General features: G+C 70.5%; 14 protein-coding genes and 1 tRNA gene. 6 read left to right on the top strand and 9 right to left on the bottom strand.

Translation table 11 applies throughout. The features are described from left to right. The first annotated feature begins 311 nt into the window (after nt 1-311). Nucleotides 312-4,412 carry a PAS domain-containing protein gene (locus tag ACGFZQ_RS40585; protein ID WP_393844640.1) on the top strand — a complete coding sequence of 1,367 codons (4,101 nt, stop codon included), beginning with the start codon at nt 312-314 and terminating at the stop codon, nt 4,410-4,412. Nucleotides 4,413-4,537: 125 nt separating this feature from the next. Here ACGFZQ_RS40585 and ACGFZQ_RS40580 read toward each other — a convergent pair whose 3' ends face one another. The 8 genes from ACGFZQ_RS40580 to ACGFZQ_RS40545 all read right to left on the bottom strand — a co-directional run bounded on the left by ACGFZQ_RS40580 (nt 4,538) and on the right by ACGFZQ_RS40545 (nt 12,573). Beyond that, complete coding sequence (locus tag ACGFZQ_RS40580; RefSeq protein WP_393844639.1) at nt 4,538-6,193, bottom strand: long-chain fatty acid--CoA ligase; 1,656 nt, start codon at nt 6,191-6,193, stop codon at nt 4,538-4,540. Nucleotides 6,194-6,318: 125 nt separating this feature from the next. Then, on the bottom strand, nt 6,319-6,876 hold the full coding sequence (locus ACGFZQ_RS40575) for a SigE family RNA polymerase sigma factor (RefSeq protein ID WP_393844638.1): 558 nt from the start codon (nt 6,874-6,876) through the stop codon (nt 6,319-6,321). A 192-nt stretch (nt 6,877-7,068) separates the two neighbouring features. After that, nucleotides 7,069-8,235: a lipid-transfer protein gene (locus tag ACGFZQ_RS40570; RefSeq protein ID WP_393844637.1), complete on the bottom strand. Its 1,167-nt coding sequence runs from the start codon at nt 8,233-8,235 to the stop codon at nt 7,069-7,071. Beyond that, a complete protein-coding gene (locus ACGFZQ_RS40565) occupies nt 8,232-8,654 on the bottom strand; it encodes a MaoC family dehydratase (protein WP_393844636.1) in 423 nt (140 codons plus the stop codon). Before ACGFZQ_RS40565 ends, ACGFZQ_RS40570 begins: the two co-directional genes overlap by 4 nt. 16 nt (nt 8,655-8,670) lie before the next feature. Further along, nucleotides 8,671-9,969 carry an acyl-CoA dehydrogenase family protein gene (locus ACGFZQ_RS40560; RefSeq protein WP_393844635.1) on the bottom strand — a complete coding sequence of 433 codons (1,299 nt, stop codon included), beginning with the start codon at nt 9,967-9,969 and terminating at the stop codon, nt 8,671-8,673. 1 nt (nt 9,970) lies between these two features. Beyond that, a complete protein-coding gene (locus tag ACGFZQ_RS40555; protein WP_393844634.1) occupies nt 9,971-10,918 on the bottom strand; it encodes a bifunctional MaoC family dehydratase N-terminal/OB-fold nucleic acid binding domain-containing protein in 948 nt (315 codons plus the stop codon). Continuing rightward, a complete protein-coding gene (locus ACGFZQ_RS40550; RefSeq protein ID WP_393844633.1) occupies nt 10,902-12,071 on the bottom strand; it encodes an acyl-CoA dehydrogenase family protein in 1,170 nt (389 codons plus the stop codon). Before ACGFZQ_RS40550 ends, ACGFZQ_RS40555 begins: the two co-directional genes overlap by 17 nt. A gap of 184 nt (nt 12,072-12,255) precedes the next feature. Then, entirely contained in the window at nt 12,256-12,573 is a 318-nt protein-coding gene (locus ACGFZQ_RS40545; protein ID WP_393844632.1) for a hypothetical protein, read from the bottom strand. 360 nt (nt 12,574-12,933) lie between these two features. Between ACGFZQ_RS40545 and ACGFZQ_RS40540 the strand changes: the two genes are divergently transcribed. Then, on the top strand, nt 12,934-13,881 hold the full coding sequence (locus ACGFZQ_RS40540) for a bifunctional DNA primase/polymerase (RefSeq protein WP_393844631.1): 948 nt from the start codon (nt 12,934-12,936) through the stop codon (nt 13,879-13,881). A 357-nt stretch (nt 13,882-14,238) separates the two neighbouring features. Continuing rightward, nucleotides 14,239-15,507 (top strand): tyrosine-type recombinase/integrase, encoded by a 1,269-nt coding sequence (locus tag ACGFZQ_RS40535; protein WP_393844630.1) that lies wholly within the window; start codon nt 14,239-14,241, stop codon nt 15,505-15,507. Between the two features lie 136 nt (nt 15,508-15,643). Here ACGFZQ_RS40535 and ACGFZQ_RS40530 read toward each other — a convergent pair. Beyond that, nucleotides 15,644-15,730 (bottom strand) — tRNA-Ser (locus tag ACGFZQ_RS40530). 244 nt (nt 15,731-15,974) lie between these two features. On the opposite strand from ACGFZQ_RS40530, the gene ACGFZQ_RS40525 reads away from it, so the two are divergent. The 3 genes from ACGFZQ_RS40525 (at nt 15,975) to ACGFZQ_RS40515 (ending at nt 18,746) form a co-directional block, all read left to right on the top strand. Further along, nucleotides 15,975-16,505, top strand: a complete 531-nt coding sequence (locus ACGFZQ_RS40525) for a Pycsar system effector family protein (RefSeq protein ID WP_393844629.1) — start codon at nt 15,975-15,977, stop codon at nt 16,503-16,505. 16 nt (nt 16,506-16,521) lie between these two features. Further along, nucleotides 16,522-17,250 carry a hypothetical protein gene (locus ACGFZQ_RS40520; protein ID WP_393844628.1) on the top strand — a complete coding sequence of 243 codons (729 nt, stop codon included), beginning with the start codon at nt 16,522-16,524 and terminating at the stop codon, nt 17,248-17,250. Nucleotides 17,251-17,516: 266 nt separating this feature from the next. Beyond that, nucleotides 17,517-18,746, top strand: coding sequence for a helix-turn-helix domain-containing protein (locus ACGFZQ_RS40515; protein ID WP_393844627.1), 1,230 nt, complete (start codon nt 17,517-17,519; stop codon nt 18,744-18,746). Nucleotides 18,747-18,780 lie beyond the last annotated feature (34 nt).

The raw sequence follows: 18,780 nt of genomic DNA, 5'->3' as shown, positions 1-18,780 counted from the left end.
GGCGGCCCGGTCGGCCCGGTCGGCCCGGTCGGCCCGGTCGGCCATGGAGCGATTCAGCCGTCAGGGCGGCACAGCGGTTCCATGGCGGAGGCCCTGCTCCCGTAAAAGTCTCGCGGAGGTACAGCGGAGGTACAGCGGAGGTGAGGCATGTCGGTCACATGTTCACCGTCACTTCGTCGTGCGACCTCCCTCTCATCCGGCGCCGTGAGCGCAACCGGTGCCTTTAGACTCCCTCGCGTGACACGCCGCGGGCCGGTTGGCAAGATGGCCCGAGCGGTCGGCAAGGTGCGGTAACAGGGAGGAAGCGTCTCGTGAGCAGCAGGCCATCCCGAGGCGCTGCTCGCCTCGCAGCCATACTCGATGCGCTGCCGGACGCGTTGGTGCTGGTCAACGCCAACGGGACCGTCGTCAACGCGAACACGATCGCTCTGGAGGCGTTCGAGGCACCGGGTACCGCGCTGGTCGGGCGAGGGCTGCTGGATCTGCTGCCGCAGTTCGACTCCCGGCTCATCCCGGGGTCCATGCGGCGGCCCGACCACATGGATCCGCGCGGGCGTACCAAGCCGACCCGGATGGTGGCGCGACGGACCGACGGCTCGGAGTTCCCGGTCGAGGTCACCAGCGCCAACCTGGAGAACGGTCAGCAGGCGTACGACGGTTACGGCTACGGAGCCGACGAGCTGCTGATGCTCGTCGTGCGCGACCTGACCGGCACCGTGGACACCGAGGCCGAACTGGCCCGCTCGCAGCGGCAGACCGAGATGATCCTGCGGGCCGCGAGCGAGGGTGTCGTAGGGACGGACACCGACGGGCGGATCGTGCTCGTGAACCCGGCCGCCGCTCAGATACTGGGATACCGGGCCGGTGAGCTGGGCGGCAAGGAGCTGCACAACCTGGTGCTGCACGCGCGCGCCGACGGCTCGCCCTTCCCGTACGCCGAGTCGCCGCTCGCCGACACCCTGCGCTCCGGGCGCAAGCACCGGGTGCGCGGCCAGGTGCTGTGGGCCAAGGGCGACAAGAAGGTGCCGGTCGATCTGACGACCGCGCCGGTACGCGACGGCGACCAGCTCGTCGGCGCCGTGATGACCTTCACCGACCGGCGGCCGTACGACACCCTCGCCGAGGAGAAGGACTCCCTGGAGACGGCACACGCCGAAGAGCTGGAGCGGCTCTCCGAGGAGCACGCCTCCGACCTGACCGCGCTGCGCCAGAAGCACGTCACCGAGGTCGAGGAGCTGCGCGAGCGGCAGGCCGAGGAGCTGGCGTCCGGCGAGGAGCGGTACGCGGCCCTCGGCGAGCGCGAGAAGGACCGGTACGAGGCTCTCTCCGGGCGGCACGAGCAGCTGCTGACCCTGCTCGCGCAGTCGCTGCGCGGCCCCCTCGACGAGCTGCGCCGGGAACTGGCCGCGCTCGCCGCCGACGACGCCGGGCAGCTGTGGCCTGAGGCCAACCAGGTGCTCCATCACCTTTCGGCCGGTTACTCGCGCATCACCCAGCTCATCGACAACGTGCTCGGCTACCAGGCGCTGGACGCCGGGACCGAGGACATCAACCGCACGAAAGTGATGCTGGACGCGGTCGTCGCCGCCGGTGTGGACGGGGCGGTGGAGCTGATCGGGCCCGGGCGGGTCCAGTTCGCCGTGCACGCGCCGCCCATCGAGGCCGAAGTGGATCCGCAGCGGCTCGCCGTCGCGCTCGCGCATCTCGTCGCGGACGTGGCGGGTGTCGACGCGACCGGCAACGCGCCCGTCTCGGCCGGCGGCTACACGGACAACACCGTGGTGGTCGCGGCGGCGCAGCGCGGTGAGGTCGTCCGTATCGAGGTGCGCGGGCCGTACCCCGGGGGCGACCCGGTGCACGAGCCGATCGTACGCGGGATCGTGCGCGCGCACGGCGGTGTGCTGCAGACGCACGAGGTGCCGGGCATGAGCGGCAGCGCGTTCGTCCTGGAGGTGCCGATCGGGGGCGGCGCAGGGGCCGTGACCCCGCCGGTCGGTACGGCGGTGGCCATGATCCCGGCCGCCGACGACAGCGGTGCCGGTGGACGGCGGCGGGCCCGGCGGTCCTCGGTGGACGCTTTCCTGGAGAGCGACGTGCCCGGCGGCGAGGGTGGCGAGGGCGAGGTCCCGGCCGTGCCGCCGACCGGGCGCCGGCGTCGGCGTGCCGCCGAGGCGGCGGCCCTGGAGAGCGGGCCCGCCGCGATCGAGAGCGCCGCGAGCGCCGAGAGCGCGGAGTCGGCGTCCGGCGGTAGCGGGCGCCGACGCGGACGGCCGGCCGACGCGGGCGCCGACGGAGACGCGGAGGGCGCCGGCGTCTCCGAGGGCGCCGTGGTGACGGCGGCCGAGCAGGGCGCCGGTACGGCCGCCGCGGGTACGGGCCTCGGTGGCACCGTTCCGCCGCAGGGCGTGCCCGCGCCGGCGGCGGGGCGACGCGCCCGGCGTGAGCCCGACGAGCGGCAGGCGCTGCCGCCGGCGCTGCCCGCACCCGCTGCCGCTGCCGTGCAGGACGACGAGGGGCAGCCGAGCGGGCGGCGGCGCCGTGCGCTGGCCGCGGCGGCCGAGCGGGCGGAGCAGCAGCAGGCGGGCCCCCGTCCGGTCTTCGCGCTGCCGCCCGCCGAGGCCGACCGCACCCCCGATCCGGTCGCGGTGGCGGGCGAGGAGGGCCGGCACGACGCCGTGGCCCACGACCAGGCCGAGGACCACACCCCGCCGCAGCCGCACCCCACCAACGCGCCGACGGGCCGCCGTCGACGGGCCGTGGGCCAGCCCGAGGAGACCGCGCCGGCCGCTGTGCCGACGGTGCCCGCGCAGGCGAGCGCACCCGGCCAGCCCGGCCAGCCGGTACCGCCGGGACAGCTTCCGCCCGGTCAGCCCGGCCAGGGCATCCCGGCCCAGGCCGGGCCCGCGGCCCAGGTCGCCGCACCGTCCGGCATCCCCGTCGCCCCTGCGGCCGCCAACCAGCAGCCCGTGCAGCCGGGGCAGCCCGGCCGGCCGGTTCCGCAGCCGCTGCCGGGCGTGGCCGCCGTACCGGCCCAGGCACAGCAGCCGCAGGCACAGCCGCAGATCCCCGCTCCGGCGGCCCCGGCCCAGCCGGCGCCCGCGCAGCCCGCGCCGGCCGCTGAAGCCACCCCGGCCGGCGCCCAGCCGCTGCCTGCGGAGGCCGCGCCCGTGGCCCCCGTACCGCAGCAGTGGCCAGGCGGCGCCGAGGAAGCGCCCGCGCCCGCCGCTCAACCCGCCCGCGCCGCGCAGCCGTTGCCCGCCGAGGCGGCGACGCCCGCGCCGGCCGACCCGGACTCCACGCAGGGCCGGGCGTTCAGCGTGCGGACACTGGGGCAGGGGGTGCCGTTCTCCCGGCAGGCCGCGCAGGTGCAGCAGCCGACGGCGACCCCGCCCCCGCACCAGTCGGGCGGCAACGGACGGCGCCGCAAGCTGGGCACGCGCAACGAGCAGCAGCAGCCCGAGCAGGCGGCCCGGCCGCATCCGCCGGCCGAGCAGCAGGTGGCCCAGCCGCTGCCCCAGCCGTCGCTGGCGGGGCAGTCCCGGCTCACGGGCGCCACCGAGGGCGCCGGACGGTCGTACGCGATAGGCGCACCGGACGTGAACGCCGCCGAGGGCCCGGAGCCGCTGGACGGTCCGGGCGGGGCGGTCGAGGTCGCGGATCCGCCGCGCCCGCAGCCGATGGACGACGAACTGCCCCCGGAGCCGCTGGACAACCCGCGCCGGCTGCTGGTGTGGCCCGCGCCGGACGTCACCACCCAGCAGGCGCTGAGCGACCGCGGCTACCGGCCGGTGATCGTGCACTCCCGTGAGGAGGTCGACGCGCAGATCGCCGCGTTCCCGGCGGCGCTGTTCGTGGACCCGCTGACCGGGCCGATCACGCGGACCGCGCTGCAGTCGCTGCGGCAGGCGGCGGTGGCGGCCGAGGTGCCGGTGATGGTCACGGCCGGACTGGGACAGGCGACGCGCGAGGCGGCGTACGGCGCCGATCCCGCCGTACTCCTGAAGGCGCTCGCGCCCCGGGACAGCGAGCAGCATCCGCCGCGGGTGCTGCTCATCGAGGAGCACGCGGAGATCGCCCTCGCCCTGACCGCGACGCTGGAGCGGCGCGGGATGCAGGTCGCGCGGGCGGCGAGCGACGCGGACGCGGTGACGCTGGCCGGGCAGCTGCGGCCGAACCTGGTGGTGATGGACCTGTTGCAGGTGCACCGCCGCCAGGCCGGCATCATCGACTGGCTCCGCGCGAACGGGCAGCTCAACCGGACGCCGTTGGTCGTCTACACGGCGGCCGTCGACCAGGCGGACCTGCCGCGGCTGGCGTCGGGGGAGACGGTGCTGTTCCTGGCGGAGCGGTCGACGAGTTCCGAGGTGCAGGACCGGATCGTCGACTTGCTGGCGCGGATCGGGACGAACTGACGTAGCGCCGTTGGGGAACTGCCGACCGTCGGTTCAGGTGGTCCGCGGCTGGTCGCGCCCACGCGGCGGTAGCCGCATATCGAATACAGCCCCGCGCCCCTGACGGGGCGCTCACAGCAGGGCATCTACAAGCTGGTGATGTCCAGCTCGCCCTCGGCGTACTGCCTCCTGAGGACCTTCTTGTCGAACTTGCCGACGCTCGTCTTCGGCACCGCGGCCACCACCGTCCAGCGCTCCGGCAGCTGCCACTTCGCGATCTTGCCCTCCTCGGCGAGGAAGACACGCAGGGTCTCGAAGGTGGCCGTGGAGCCCTCCCGCAGGACGACCGTCGCCAGCGGGCGCTCGCCCCACTTCTCGTCGGGTACGGCGACCACCGCGGCCTCGGCGACGTCCGGGTGGGACATCAGCGCGTTCTCCAACTCGACCGAGGAGATCCACTCGCCGCCGGACTTGATGACGTCCTTCGCACGGTCGGTGAGGGTGAGGAAGCCGTCGGAGGAGATGGTCCCGACGTCACCGGTCTTCAGCCAGCCGTCCTCGCTGAACTTGTCGGCGGGGCGCAGCGGGTCGGCGTCGGGGCCGTTGTAGTAGGCGCCCGCGATCCAGGGGCCGCGCACCTCCAGCTCGCCGGCCGACTCGCCGTCCCAGGGGAGGCGTTCGCCGCCGGGGCCGGTCAGCCGGGCCTCGACACCGGCCGGGAAACGGCCCTGGGTGAGGCGGTAGGCGAACTCCTGCTCCGTGCCGACCGCGTGGGCCGGCGGGCGGGAGACCGTGCCCAGCGGCGAGGTCTCGGTCATGCCCCAGGCGTGGCAGACCCGCATGCCCAGCTTGTCGAACGCGGCCATGAGGGAGGGCGGGCAGGCCGAGCCGCCGATGGTGACCTGGGTGAGCGAGGTGACGTCCCGGGGCCGGGCGGTGAGTTCGCCGAGCAGGCCCTGCCAGATGGTGGGGACCGCGGCCGCGTGCGTGGGCCGCTCCCTCTCGATCATCTCGGCGAGCGGGGCGGGCTGGAGGAAACGGTCCGGCATGAGCAGGTTGACGCCGGTCATGAAGGTGGCGTGCGGCAGGCCCCAGGCGTTGACATGGAACTGGGGCACGACGACCAGGGAGGTGTCCTGGTCGGTCAGGCCCATCGACTGGGTCATGTTGACCTGCATGGAGTGCAGGTAGATCGAGCGGTGGCTGTACACCACGCCCTTGGGGTCGCCGGTGGTGCCGGAGGTGTAGCACATGGCGGCGGCCTGGCGTTCGTCGAGCTCCGGCCAGTCGTACGTCGTCGGCTTGCCGGCGATCAGGTCCTCGTACTCGTGCACCTGCGCGGTGGCACCGGCGAGCGGGGAACGGTCACCCGGACCGGAGACGACGATGTGGTCGACGGTCGGCAGCTTGGACAGCAGCGGCGCGATCATCGGGATCAGCGAACCGTTGACGATGACGACCCGGTCGGCGGCGTGGTTGACGATCCAGACCAGCTGCTCGGCGGGCAGCCGCAGGTTGAGCGTGTGCAGGACCGCGCCCATGGAGGGGATCGCGAAGTACGCCTCGGTGTGTTCCGCGTTGTTCCACATGAGCGTGGCCACCCGGTCGTCGCCCTGGACACCCAGGTCGTCGCGCAGGGCGTGGGCCACCTGGGCGGCGCGGGCGCCGACATCGGCGAAGCTGCGGCGGTGCGGCTCGGCCTCGCCCGTCCAGGTGGTCACCTGTGACTCGCCGTGAACCCTCGACCCGTGCGTCAGGATCGTGGAGATCAGCAGCGGTACGTCCTGCATGGTGCTCAGCACGGCGGTCCTCCCGGGGGCGACATTGCCTACTCGGTGGTAAAGGGGCTGCGCTGATTCTGCTCACATACCGGACGGTATGTCACTAGGGGAGAGCGAACTAACACCGGTCGGCGGCCGTTCGCCCGCTATCGGGCGACGTCCAGCTCAGGGTCCTCGCGCAGCTTGCCGAGCGCACGCGACACGGCGGACTTCACCGTGCCCACCGACACCCCGAGCACCTCTGCCGTCTGCACCTCGCTGAGGTCCTCGTAGTACCGGAGCACGACCATCGCCCGCTGCCGCGCGGGCAGCTTCATGATCGCCCGCCACATCGCGTCGCGCAGCGCCTGCCGTTCGGCCGGGTCGTCCCCGCCGCCCGCCGGCTCCGGCTCGGGCAGTTCGTCGCAGACGAACTCGTCGACCCGGCGCTTGCGCCACTGCGAGGTCCTGGTGTTCAGCAGGGCCCGGCGCACATAGCCGTCGAGCGCCCGATGGTCCTCGATCCGCTCCCAGGCCACGTACGTCTTGGCGAGCGCGGTCTGGAGGAGGTCCTCCGCGTCACTGGGGTTCGCTGTCAACGACCGGGCGGTGCGCAGCAGGACCGGCTGGCGGGCCCTGACGTACGACGCGAAGGACGGGTACGGCCGGGTCTGCCTCGCCGAGACGGCGGCGTCCGAAGCGCTGGTGCAGACGGGTGTGGTCATGGCTCCACGCTATGAGCGAACAGCGTGATGGCGGATCGGCCGCAGGTCCCGATGGAGAGTCCGCCTCAGGTTGTAGGGGTAGGGCTGGCTACACCTCCTGAAGGTGGAGTACGCGGGCAGTGCTCCTGCGGGTTTACCCCTGAGGGGGCAGTACGGCCAAGGCGGCCGGCCGCGCCCCGGCAGGCCACCGGTTCATCCGCCCGAGGTCAGGACCAGCCCTGACGTCGGTACTCCGGTACCAGCGGTCACCAGGATCCGGCCCGCGCCCGGTATCTGGTTCACGCCCGTGCCCCGCAACTGGCGTACCCCCTCCGCGATCCCGTTCATCCCATGGAGGTACGCCTCCCCGAGCTGTCCCCCGTGCGTGTTCAGCGGCAACCGCTCCTCGGCCACGAAGTCCGCCGCCTCCCCGCGTCCGCAGAACCCGAACTCCTCCAGCTGCATCAGCACGAACGGGGTGAAGTGGTCGTACAGGATCCCCACGTCGATGTCGGCCGGGGCGAGCCCGGAGGTACGCCACAACTGCCGGGCCACCACGCCCATCTCCGGCAGCCCGGTCAGGTCATCCCGGTAGAAGCTGGTCATCTGCTCCTGGGCCCGCCCGGCGCCCTGCGCGGCCGCCGCGATCACGGCCGGCGTATGCGGCAGATCACGCGCCCGCTCCACCGACGTGACGACGAGCGCCTGTCCGCCGTCCGTCTCCTGGCAGCAGTCGAGGAGCCGGAGCGGTTCGACGATCCAGCGGGATGCCGCGTGGTCGGCGAGGGTGATCGGACGGCCGTGGAAGTAGGCCGCGGGATTGGTCGCCGCGTACTTCCGGTCGACCACCGCCACCTGCCCGAACACCTCCGGGGTCAGCCCGTACGCGTGCAGGTAGCGGTGCGCCGCCATCGCCACCCAGGACGCCGGGGTGAGCAGCCCGAACGGCAGCGCCCAGCCGAGCGCCGCCCCCTCCGCCGACGGCTCCCGGTGCTGCACGCCCGAACCGAACCGGCGCCCCGACCGCTCGTTGAACGCCCGGTAGCAGACGACGACCTCGGCCACCCCCGTCGCCACCGCCAGCGCCGCCTGCTGGACCGTCGCACAGGCCGCGCCGCCGCCGTAGTGAACCCGGGAGAAGAAGGACATTTCGCCGATCCCGCAGGCCTGGGCCACGGTGATCTCCGGGCTGGTGTCCATCGTGAACGTCACCATCCCGTCCACGTCCGCCGGGGTCAGCCCCGCGTCGGCCAGCGCGGCCCGCACCGCCTCCGCTGCCAGCCGCAGCTCACTGCGCCCCGAGTCCTTGGAGAACTCGGTGGCCCCGATCCCCACGATCGCCGCCCGCCCGCCGAGCCAGTCCCGGCCCCGCACGCTCATGCGTCCCCCTCGTCGGTGACGGTGACGGTCACCAGGCCCCCGGTGAGTTCGACGGTCACCGTGCCGGTCACGTGGTTGCCGAGGCTGTTGGCGCCGACCACCCGGATCGTCGCCATGCGCGTCTCGTCGTCCAGCTCCTCGATGCGGCCGGTCAACACCATCGTGTCCCCCGGGTAGTTGGGTGCGCCCAGCCGGATGGCGACCTTGCGGAGCTCTGCCGTCGGGCCGAAGTGGTCGGTGATGTACCGGCCGACCAGGCCGTTGGTCGTCAGGATGTTCATGAAGATGTCGGGGGAGCCCTTCAGCCGGGCCAGTTCGGCGTCGTGGTGCACGTCCTGGTAGTCCCGGGACGCGATCGCGCCGGCCACGATCAGCGTCCGCGTGATCGGGATCTCCAGCGGTGGCAGCCGGGTGCCCACGCCCGGCCGTGTCGTCTCAATCCTCACTCGCGATCAACCCCCCCAGTTCCTGGAGCACTTCGCCCCCACTGCCCAGATACGCGTCCAGCTGGCGCCCCCACAGGAAGTGCCGGTGCACCGGATGCTCGACGTCGGCGCCCGCGCCGCCGTGCAGATGCTGGCCCGTGTGCACGACCCGCTGCCCCGCCTCGGACGCCCACCAGGCGGCGGTCAGCGCATGCGTGGCGTACGGCAGCCCCGCGTCGCGCCGCCAGGCCGCCTCGTAGGCCGTCACTCGTATCGCCTCGGTGTCCATATGGGCGTCGGCTGCCCGGAGTTGCACGGCCTGCCGGGTGGCGAGCGGACGCCCGAACTGCTCGCGGGTGTTGGTGTGCGCGACGGCCCGGGCGAGGGAGCCCGCGCAGACACCGGCCTGGAGCCCGGCGAAGGCGGTGCGGGCGGTGGCCAGGGTGTCGGCGTAGGCGTAGGCGTGGGCGTAGGCGGTGGGGCCGGTGCCGGGGTCGGTGCCCGGGCCGGGGTTGGGGCCCGGGCCGGTGCCGAGGCCCAAGCCGGTGCCGGTGCCGGTGCCGGTGCCGAGGCCCGAGCCGATGCCGAGGCCCAAGCCGATGCCGGGGCCGGTGCCGGTGCCGAGGCCCGAGCCGGTGCCGGGGCCCGAGCCGGTGCCGGGGCCCGAGCCGATGCCGGGGCCCGAGCCGATGCCGGGGCCCGAGCCGATGCCGGGGCCCGAGCCGATGCCGGGGCCGGCGCCGAGGGGCTCGGCGGGGGCCTCGTGGAGGGTGAGGCGCCCCGCCGACCAGGGGGCGGTGAGCTCGGTCTCCTCGATGCCGGTGCCCTCCCCGAGCGGCACCAGCCAGAGCCGCCGGCCGGCGTCCGCGACCAGGACATGCGTGGCGTCGCGCAGCCACGGGACGACGGGGACGGTGCCGGTCAGCCCACCGCGCCCGGAAGGCCGTACACCCAGCTGGGCGGGAAACGCCCCGGCGACGACCACCGACCCGTCCCCGATCCCCGGCAGCAGCCGCTGCCGCTGTTCGCTCGTGCCGTGGGCGGCGATCGCCAGCTGCCCGTACACACAGGTCGCCGCATACGGCACCTGGGCCGTGGTGCGGCCCTGTTCCTCCAGGAGCAGCACCAGCCCCAGCAGGCCCAGTTCCTCGACCGCGGCCACCAGCCCGGCCGCGGTGAGGGCCTTCCACAGCTCCGGGTCGCTGCCGGTGCCGGCGGCCCGCAGCCGCTCATGGGTGGCCAGGTCGGCGAAGATCCGGGCGGCCAGGTCCCGGGCCTCGGCCTGCGCCTCGGTGGGCGTGAAGTCCATGTCAGACCTCCCCGTCGAAACCGGCGAGAGTGTCGTGGGTGTCGAGGGCACGGAAGACGGGCAGGGTCAGCGCGCCTTCCTCGTCCTCGTACCGGCGGAACTCCACCCGTACCGGCAGCCCGATCCGCACCTTGTCGTACGGCACCCCCACCATGTTGCTCACCATCCGCACGCCCTCGGCGAGTTCGATCAGGCCCACCGCGTACGGAGGGGCGAAGGCCGGGAAGGGTGGGTGGTGCATCACGACGTACGAATAGACCGTGCCCTCGCCGGCCGACTCGACCGTGTCCCAGTCGAGGCAGCCGCAGGCGTTGCAGCCGGGCAGCCAGGGGTGGCGCAGGGTGCCGCAGTCGGCGCAGCGCTGGATGAGGAGGCGGCCCTCGGCCACGCCCTCCCAGAACCCGGCGTTGTCCCGGTTGACCACCGGGCGGGGGCGCCGGGCCTTCCCGGCGGGCGGCCGGGCGCTCGGCGCGTACTTGAGGATGCGGAAGCGGTGGGTGCCGGCGAGGTCGTCCCCGACACGGACGTCCGTGCGGGTCGTGACGAAGTACCCGGTGCCCAGCTTCGTCCGCTTCCGCTCCGACACCGACTCGATCACCGTGTCGAAGACCACCTCGTCGCCCGGCCGCAGCGGCTTCAGGTACTCCTGCTCGCAGTCGGTGGCCACCACCGAGGTGCAGCCCGCCTCGTCGAGCAGGGTCATCAGCTCGTCGTACGCGCCGGTGCGCCCGCCGTGTCCCGACAGGCCGCCCATGGTCCACGCCTGGAGCATGGTGGGCGGGGCGATGGCGTCGGGCCCCTCGTACGCGGGGTTCGTGTCGCCCGTCGCCTCGCACCAGTGCCGGATCATGGGCAGGTTGACCGGATCCCTACCCACGCCCGAGACCGCCGCCGGCTGCCCCTCGTACGCCTTGAGCCGCACCCCCAGCTCGTCAGTCCCCCCGGCCACGGCCACCCCTCCTCATCCCGAGCCGCATCGTCGCGACGATCTCCCGCTGCACCTCGCTCACCCCGCCCCCGAACGTGTTGATCTGCGCCGCCCTGTTGAGCCGCTCCAGCTCGCCGTCCTCGAACGCCCCCGGCGATCCGGACCGGACCAATGCCGCCTCGCCGACGATCTCCTGACACATGCGATACGTCGCGACTGCCGATTCCGTTCCCGCGAACTTCACGCCGCTGGCCTCCGCGGGGGCCACCCCGCCCGCCCCCGCATCCCCCACCAAACGCCAGCTGAGCAGGCGGTTCGCCGCCAGCCGGGCATGCGCTTCGGCCAGCCGAAAACGCACCCAGGACTCGTCAACACGGCGTTGGCCCGTCACTGGATCGGGGGTGCGGGCGGCGGTGAGCGCGGCCTCGTAGAAGTCCTCGGCCTGCATGGCGGTCGCGGCGAGGGCGACCCGCTCGTGGTTGAGCTGGTTGGTGATGAGCGACCAGCCGTCGTGCTCGGCGCCGACCAGGTGGCCGGCGGGGACGCGGACGCCGTCGTAGTAGGTCGCCGTGGTGATCTGGCCGCCCACCGTCTCGATCGGGGTCCAGGAGAACCCGGGGGCGCCGGTCGGGACCAGGAGAATGGAGATGCCGCGGTGCTTGGGCACTTCGGGGTCGGTACGGCAGGCCAGCCAGATCCAGTCGGCGTGCTGGGCGCCCGAGGTGAAGATCTTCTGCCCGTCGATCCGCCAGCCGTCGCCGTCCCGCACCGCCCGGGTGCGCAGCGAGGCGAGGTCGGTGCCCGCGGAGGGTTCGCTGTAGCCGATGGCGAAGACCAGGTCGCCGCTGAGGATGCCGGGCAGGAAGCGGGCCTTTTGTTCGTCGCTGCCGTACTTCATGAGCGTGGGCCCGACCGTGTTGAGCGTGACCATCGAGACGGGGGCGCCGGCCCGGTAAGCCTCGTCGAAGAACACGAACTGCTCCTCGGCGCCCCGCCCTTGACCGCCGTACTCGACGGGCCAGCCGAGCCCGAGCAGGCCGTCCGCGCCGATGCGGCGCAGCAGGGCCCGGCGTTCCTCGGGCGCCTCGGGGGCGGGCGACGGGATCAAGGACCGGAAGTAGGTACGGAGTTCGGCGCGCAGCCGCCGCTGGCGTTCGGTGGGGGCCAGATGCATGGTTTCTGACTGTCCGTCAGATAGGGCGCACTGTCAAGGTCGAACAGGCGGCACGCAGCGCCGGAAGGCCGGGAGACACCGGAAGGTGGAACGCCGGAAAACGCCTGCGCGGCGGTACCGGAGTACCGCCGCGCAGGCGTGCTGCATCCCCACAGAGCACACCCCACCAGGGCTCAGACGGGGACTACCACAGCTGGGTGAAGTGGACGGCGACGTTGTCGTTGCCCTGCTGGACGGCCGTCCACGCGGAGCCGTTGACCTGCGCGGTGTTGCTCTGGTTCGAGGCACCGTTGCCCACCGCGTTCTGCTGCGTGGTGGAGGAGTTGCCGTTGTTGTCGTGGCCGACACCGCTGCCGATGATGCCCGCCACACCGGCGTTGGCGCTCGATCCGTTGTCCGCGATCGCACCGTTGTCCGCGGCGGCGACACCGGCGAAGAGAGCGGCGGCGAGCGGGAGGGCGGAGACGGCGGCGAGAACGCGGGCGGTACGGATGCTTGCCATGTTGTTTCCTCTCAGAGCCCGGCTATGCCGGAAGTACGTCAAGTAAGGCTGTTTCCAAGGCAGTTGGCCGACCGCCTCGGTGGTTGTCATCGACGTCGCGAGATCAGAGTTGCCCACCGAATCCCCGGCGAACCACCCCGGACACCCTCATTCGCCCTCAAGCGTGATGACAAGTCGATAAACCCCTTTCGCCATCTTTGGTTGACTCCAGCCCCAGTCATGACCAGTCCGGACATCACCCCTTCAAGCACCCCAAGGGGAGAACCGATCCGGCACCTTTTCCGGCCAAGCCGCCGCCCTCGGCGTGTCACGCCCGACCCCCCTCTTCCCTTTTTCGAACGTACGTACGAACATGAATCCATGGCCACCACCGACCGGCAGGCCACGACGCTGGCCCTCGCACACGCCCTGTCAGCCGCCGAGCGCGGCCTGGCCGTCATCCCCCTGTCCCGGACCAAGCTCCCGGCCCTGCGCTCCCCGCACCGATCCCTGCCCCTGGACCGCTCCCCGGACCGATCCCCGTCCCCCGACCGATCTCCGGACCGTTCCCCGGACCTCGACGAGCCGGAACCGGCGCTACTGCCCTGCCACGGCGAGTGCGGCCGCCCCGGCCACGGGGTGTACGACGCCACCACCGACCCGGCCCGCATCCGCGAGCTGTTCGCCGCGGCGCCCTGGGCGACCGGCTACGGCATCGCCTGCGGGCTGCCCCCGCACCGCCTCATCGGCATCGACCTCGACATGAAGTCCGGTACGGACTCCACCGCCGCCCTGCGCGAACTGGCACTGCGGCACCTGTTCACGATCCCGCCCACGGTCGTCGTGCTCACGCCGAGCGGCGGCCGCCACCTCTGGCTGACCGGACCGCCGGACGCCGTGATCCCCAACTCGGCCGGCCGGCTCGCCCCCGGCATCGACATCCGGGGCGCGGGTGGCTACCTGGTCGGCCCCGGCTCCCGCACCGACCACGGTGTCTACGCCACCGCCCCGGGAACCGAACACCTGGTCCCGGCGCCCTGCCCGCCGTCCCTGCTCCGCCTCCTGCTCCCGCCTCCGCGAGCGCCCCACCCCGCGACCCACCCCTCGGTCGGCAACCGCGGCCAGGGCCTGGTCCAGTTCGTCCTCGCCGCCCACGAGGGCCAGCGCAACACCCGCCTGTTCTGGGCGGCCTGCCGCGCCTACGAGAACGGCATCGGCCGCGCCCTGCGGGCCCCGCTGATCGACGCGGCGGTCCACACCGGCCTGACGGAACGCGAGGCTCGCGCGACGATCGCGTCAGCGGCCCGCATGACGGGCCACCGCCCCTGAAAATCGAACACAGAAAGCCACCCGCCCCCTGACCTGCCGCCCACGTCCCAGACCCGGGTCGTCCTCGCCTCCGGCCGCTCGATCGGCCTCTCGCGCCTGCGGCTCTCGCCGACGTACGCCGGACTGCCGGACTCCGGGCTCTGATCTCCGGACTCCGGCCGTTGGCCGCCGGGCTCTGGCCGCCGGGCTCAGGCCGTGGGCCGTCGGCTCCGAACTCCGGCCTGCGGGCTCTGACCGACCGCCGACCGCCGCGCTGGGCGTCCCAAGCCGTGGGAACTGCGTTGGCGAGTGGGTGAGCGGCCACACTCTCGCAGTTTCAAGCTCAAGCCCCAGGCTGACGGACGGCGAGCGGAATTGATGGCCGCGCTGCGCGACCGCCAGCAATTCGACGAAGAAACGGGGCTCCCCGCAAGCGAATTGGCGTCACGTACCTCCCCTTCATGGTACGAGCACGTTACCGGTTACGTGCTTATGAAATGGCCGCGAGCCGCTGCCAAGCACCGCGCGAGTATCGCGGAGTCGCTCGCCGTCATAACCCCCGCACTCGTGACCAGTAAAAGGGGAGCGCCGAACCCTACGGTTCTGCGCGCCGCCCTGTACCAATGGGCTTTCCGGGCGGTCCGCTCCCCTGACGGGGCATGGGTGCAGCGCCACATGGTGGAGAAGCCACCGGAGAGTATCCGCGCAGCCCTGGAGTGGATTGCGGCACACTCCATCAAGGTCAAAGACTTGGAGGACCCTGCGCTACTGCGGCCAGCTCTTGAAGCTTTGTCGCTCCGTCTGAACGGAGGCAAAGCCGCTGAGAACACGGCTAGGCGCAAGCGCATGGTGCTGAGCAACGTGCTTCGCTACACGGTTGAGGAAAAGGGGCTACTCACCGCAAACCCTCTTCCGCGTGTGGACTGGACGCCCCCTGAGAGCGATGACGAGATCGATTTCCGTTACGTGCCAGACCCTGCTCTTGCGCGGTCCTTGCTCGGGGCTGTCCGGGATTCTGGAGTGCGAGGCGAGCACCTGCATGCGTTTTTCGGGTGTCTCTACTACGCCGCCATGCGGCCCGGTGAAATCGTCGCTCTCACGGAATCGGACTGCACCTTGCCCCCCAACTCACCCGAGACCGTGAACGAGTGGGGCGAGCTGCTGCTGGGGGAGAGTCGCCCAGAAGTGGGCGGTGGATGGACGGATGAAGGAACGTCGTACGAGAAGCGCGGACTCAAGCGACGAAAGCGCGGTGCGACGCGGCCCGTTCCCATCCCGCCCGTCCTCGCGCATCTGCTCCGGGAGCACATCAAGCGCTACGGCACGGCCGATGACGGCCGGCTGTTCCGGGCGGTCCGAGGCGGGCGGGTCCCGTCAACCGAGTATTGCGACATCTGGGAGAAAGCGCGGAAGGCGGTGCTGTCCCCTCGGGAGGTCGAATCAGACCTCGCGGCTGTGCCGTACTCCCTCCGCCACGCGGGCGTATCCCTGTGGATCAAGTCGGGGGTGGACCCGGCGGAAGTCGCCGCTCGCGCCGGCCACAGCATCGCTGTGCTGTACCGCTTCTACGCGAAGATCCTTAAGGGCGGTCAGCAGCACTCCAACGACCTGATCTCTCGTGCCCTGGAGGAGGGAGACACCCCCTGATCCTGGCCCACAGATGGCCCATACGTACTGGTCAGCTCTGGGATACGGGCGAGAAAGGGTGAGACAGGCTGCACGCGGAAGGGGTGCCCCGTTGCCCGGGACACCCCTTCTGACCAGCACGTACGCTGACCTGCTGCGGTGGGTGTGGGATTTGAACCCACGGTGACATCGCTGCCACGACGGTTTTCAAGACCGTTCCCTTAGGCCGCTCGGGCAACCCACCTGTGCCCCGGCCCACCTGGGGCGGAGCGGGTACAGCGTACCGGCCTCCGGCCTCCCGCGGGGGCCGTGGTCCACACGGGGTCCACTGACTCCGTCTCCCGTGACACACCAAGATCACTGGTTCCGGCGCCCGCCGTCCGGTAAGCGCCACCGATGCCGTCCTCCGCTCGGGCCAACCAAGCTCCCCCACATGGCCTTTCGTCCATCGCGTCCTCATTGTCAGTGGTGCGGTGGATGATAGCTGTGTGACGGAAACGCCCCCGGCTCCGAAGCCCGCTCAGGGCCCAAACGCCGATCATGCCTGGAAAGCTCTCGGCCTGGTCATCGATTGGATCAAGCACGCCGAAACCAAGGCTGGCGCCACGCTTGCCGCCACTGGCGTCACCGGCGGAGTGCTCTACAACCTCGTCAAGGGTGTAACCGCTCCATCCGTCTGGTTGATCTTGAGTTCCATGCTCTGCGCCCTTGCCGTAGTCGGAGCTGGACTGTGCGCTGGCCTGGTCTTGTGGCCTCGCCTGAAGATGAAGGAAGCACCGACCAGTCTGCTCTACTTCCACCACATCGCCCGCGGCCAAACAACCGGCGATATGTACGCCACGTCTCTAGTCGCACTCACCCAAGATGTCGAGGCACTTGTCGCGGAGATTGCCAGACAAGGGTGGGCAAATTCGAAGGTAGCCCACAGTAAATACATGTGGGGCGGTCGAGCGATACGTTTCCTTCTATTCGCATTCATCACGCTCGCCATGACCGCCGCATTGCGCATCGCCAACTAGGAACTGGAGAAATGAAATGGACAGCAATCACAAATCCTACAATCACGTCGCCAGCGCTGCGCGAATCAAGGAATACCTTACGAGTGCACAGCAAAACTTCGAAGAAGTGGACTCCCTGCCCGACCGATCAAAACTCACATTCTCGAATGGTTACTACGCTAACTGCTCAGCCATCTTTGTAGACATCCGCGGCTCATCGAAGCTACCGAACCACTACAAGCGTCCCAGACTCGCACGCATCTACCGCGCCTACCTGTCAGAACTCGTAGCAATCTTTAACGGCGACTCCAATACTCGCGAGATCAACATTGCAGGTGATGCAACTTGGGCAGTGATCAATACTCCATACAAAACAGACATCGATGGAGTCTTTAGCTTGGCAGCCCAAGCAAATTCTATGGCCAAAGTCCTTAACTATGAGATGCGAAAGGCGTATTACGACCTACCGATCAAGGTCGGAATAGGAATGTCCTGGGGCCGGGCCCTTATGATCAAGGCAGGTTACAACGGTAGTGGGATCAACGACGTTGTCTACATGGGAGACGTCGTGAATCAAGCGGCCAAGCTCGCAAACTATGGCAACAGCAACTGGAACGTACCCGCAATCGTGACATCCTCAGTTTTCTACGAAAACCTAAACAAAGAGAATCAGAAGCTGCTCAACTACAACTATGGGCGGCAGTGCTACACAGGCGACGTGATTTCTATAGCAATGGAGGAATGGTTCGAAGAGAACTGCAAGTAGACGATGGCCGTCACCCTTGCGCGTTCCACCCACGTGCTTCCATTGCCGGTCAAGCTGCTGCGCTTCATCGCACTGGTGCCGGAAGTTGTCACTGTCTGAGTCCGTAACCCGCATCGACAACACCTCAGGTTGCTACTTCCCGACCGGAGCACTCCACACCCTGCCCGTGACCTGGGTACCGTCGAGGGTAGAAGCCCCGACGGATGGAGCACGATGCCTCGCCGCCTGCTGGACCGCCGGCGCCTCACCTACAGGGGGGCGCGCTGATGCTGGAAGAAGCCGAAGAGATCGGCCGTCGCGCACGCCGCGCACGGCTCCGCCCAGGCATGACTCAGGCCGACCTCGCTGCCGCTCTGGGCAAGACGCAGGGGTGGGTCTCGAAGATGGAACGCGGACACATAGAGCTGGACCGGGTCGGCCTGCTCAACCTGCTTGCCTCGGAACTGCACGTACACCCGAACGACCTGATCGGGCGGCCGTACAACAGCTCCCCGGCGGAGAATCAGTGGCAGGTCTCCGCCGCAGCCATCATGCGCGAACTGCGCCGCTACGACCTCACCCCCGTCTTCGACGGCACGCCCCGACCCGCGCGCCAGCTCTGGCAGGAAACCACTCGCCTTCACCGCCTGCGTGACGCTGCCGCCAACGTGGCGATCATGGAGGTTCTCCCCGACCTGTTTCGTGAGGCACGCGCCCTCGCTGAAGTCTCCACGGGGCACGAGCGGGAAGAGGCATTCGCCATCTACGCCGTGTGCTGCAAGTTCGCCCACACCTCCGCGCACGCCCTTGGGCACCCTGAGCTGATCGCCATGGCATGTGAGCGGGCCGCTTGGTCTGCCCGGCTGTCCGGCGACTCTGTCATGCCTGCCGTCGCCGACTGGATGCGTGTCTGGGACATGTGGGCCACGGCGGACTGGGACGACGCCATTGCCCTGTCTGACAAGGCAATTCGCAGCGTGCAGCAAGAATATGACCAGGGTGAGCCACTGGCCGTGCGGGCGTGGGGGTCACTGCAACTGCGCGCGGCGGTCTCGGCTGCACGGAGCGGTCGCAAGGCCGAAGCGAAGGACCGGATCAAGCATGCGCGGGGTGCAGCCAAGCGGATGACAGAGGCCGTCGGCCCTCCGGTCTACGACCGCCACAGCCTGACCTTCTCGCCGGGCAACGTGCAAATCCATGCGATCAGCGTCGCTCTGGAGATGCATGAGCAACGTGAGGCCCTGTCGATAAACCGGCGCACGAGTAAGGAACTGGTCGAGGCGCTCCCCAACTCCCGTCAGGGGCACCACCACATGGACCTGGCCCGCGCTTGGTTGTGGGATGGGAACCGCGACAAGGCGCTGAAGGAACTGGAGAAGGCCGAGCGCATCGCCCCCCAGCTCGTCCGCAACCACCCCATCGCCCGGTCAACCCTGCGCAGCATCGTGTACGCCGAGCGTGCGAGCACCCGTGAGAAGCTACGCCGCATGTCAGACCGCTTCCACCTCAACGGTTGAGGGTCGTATTCCTGCGGTTCATATTGGGCCCTGG

Source organism: Streptomyces sp. NPDC048254, from assembly GCF_043201895.1.
In the GTDB taxonomy this organism is placed as follows: domain Bacteria; phylum Actinomycetota; class Actinomycetes; order Streptomycetales; family Streptomycetaceae; genus Streptomyces.
This window is presented reverse-complemented; position numbering and strand designations above follow the sequence as displayed.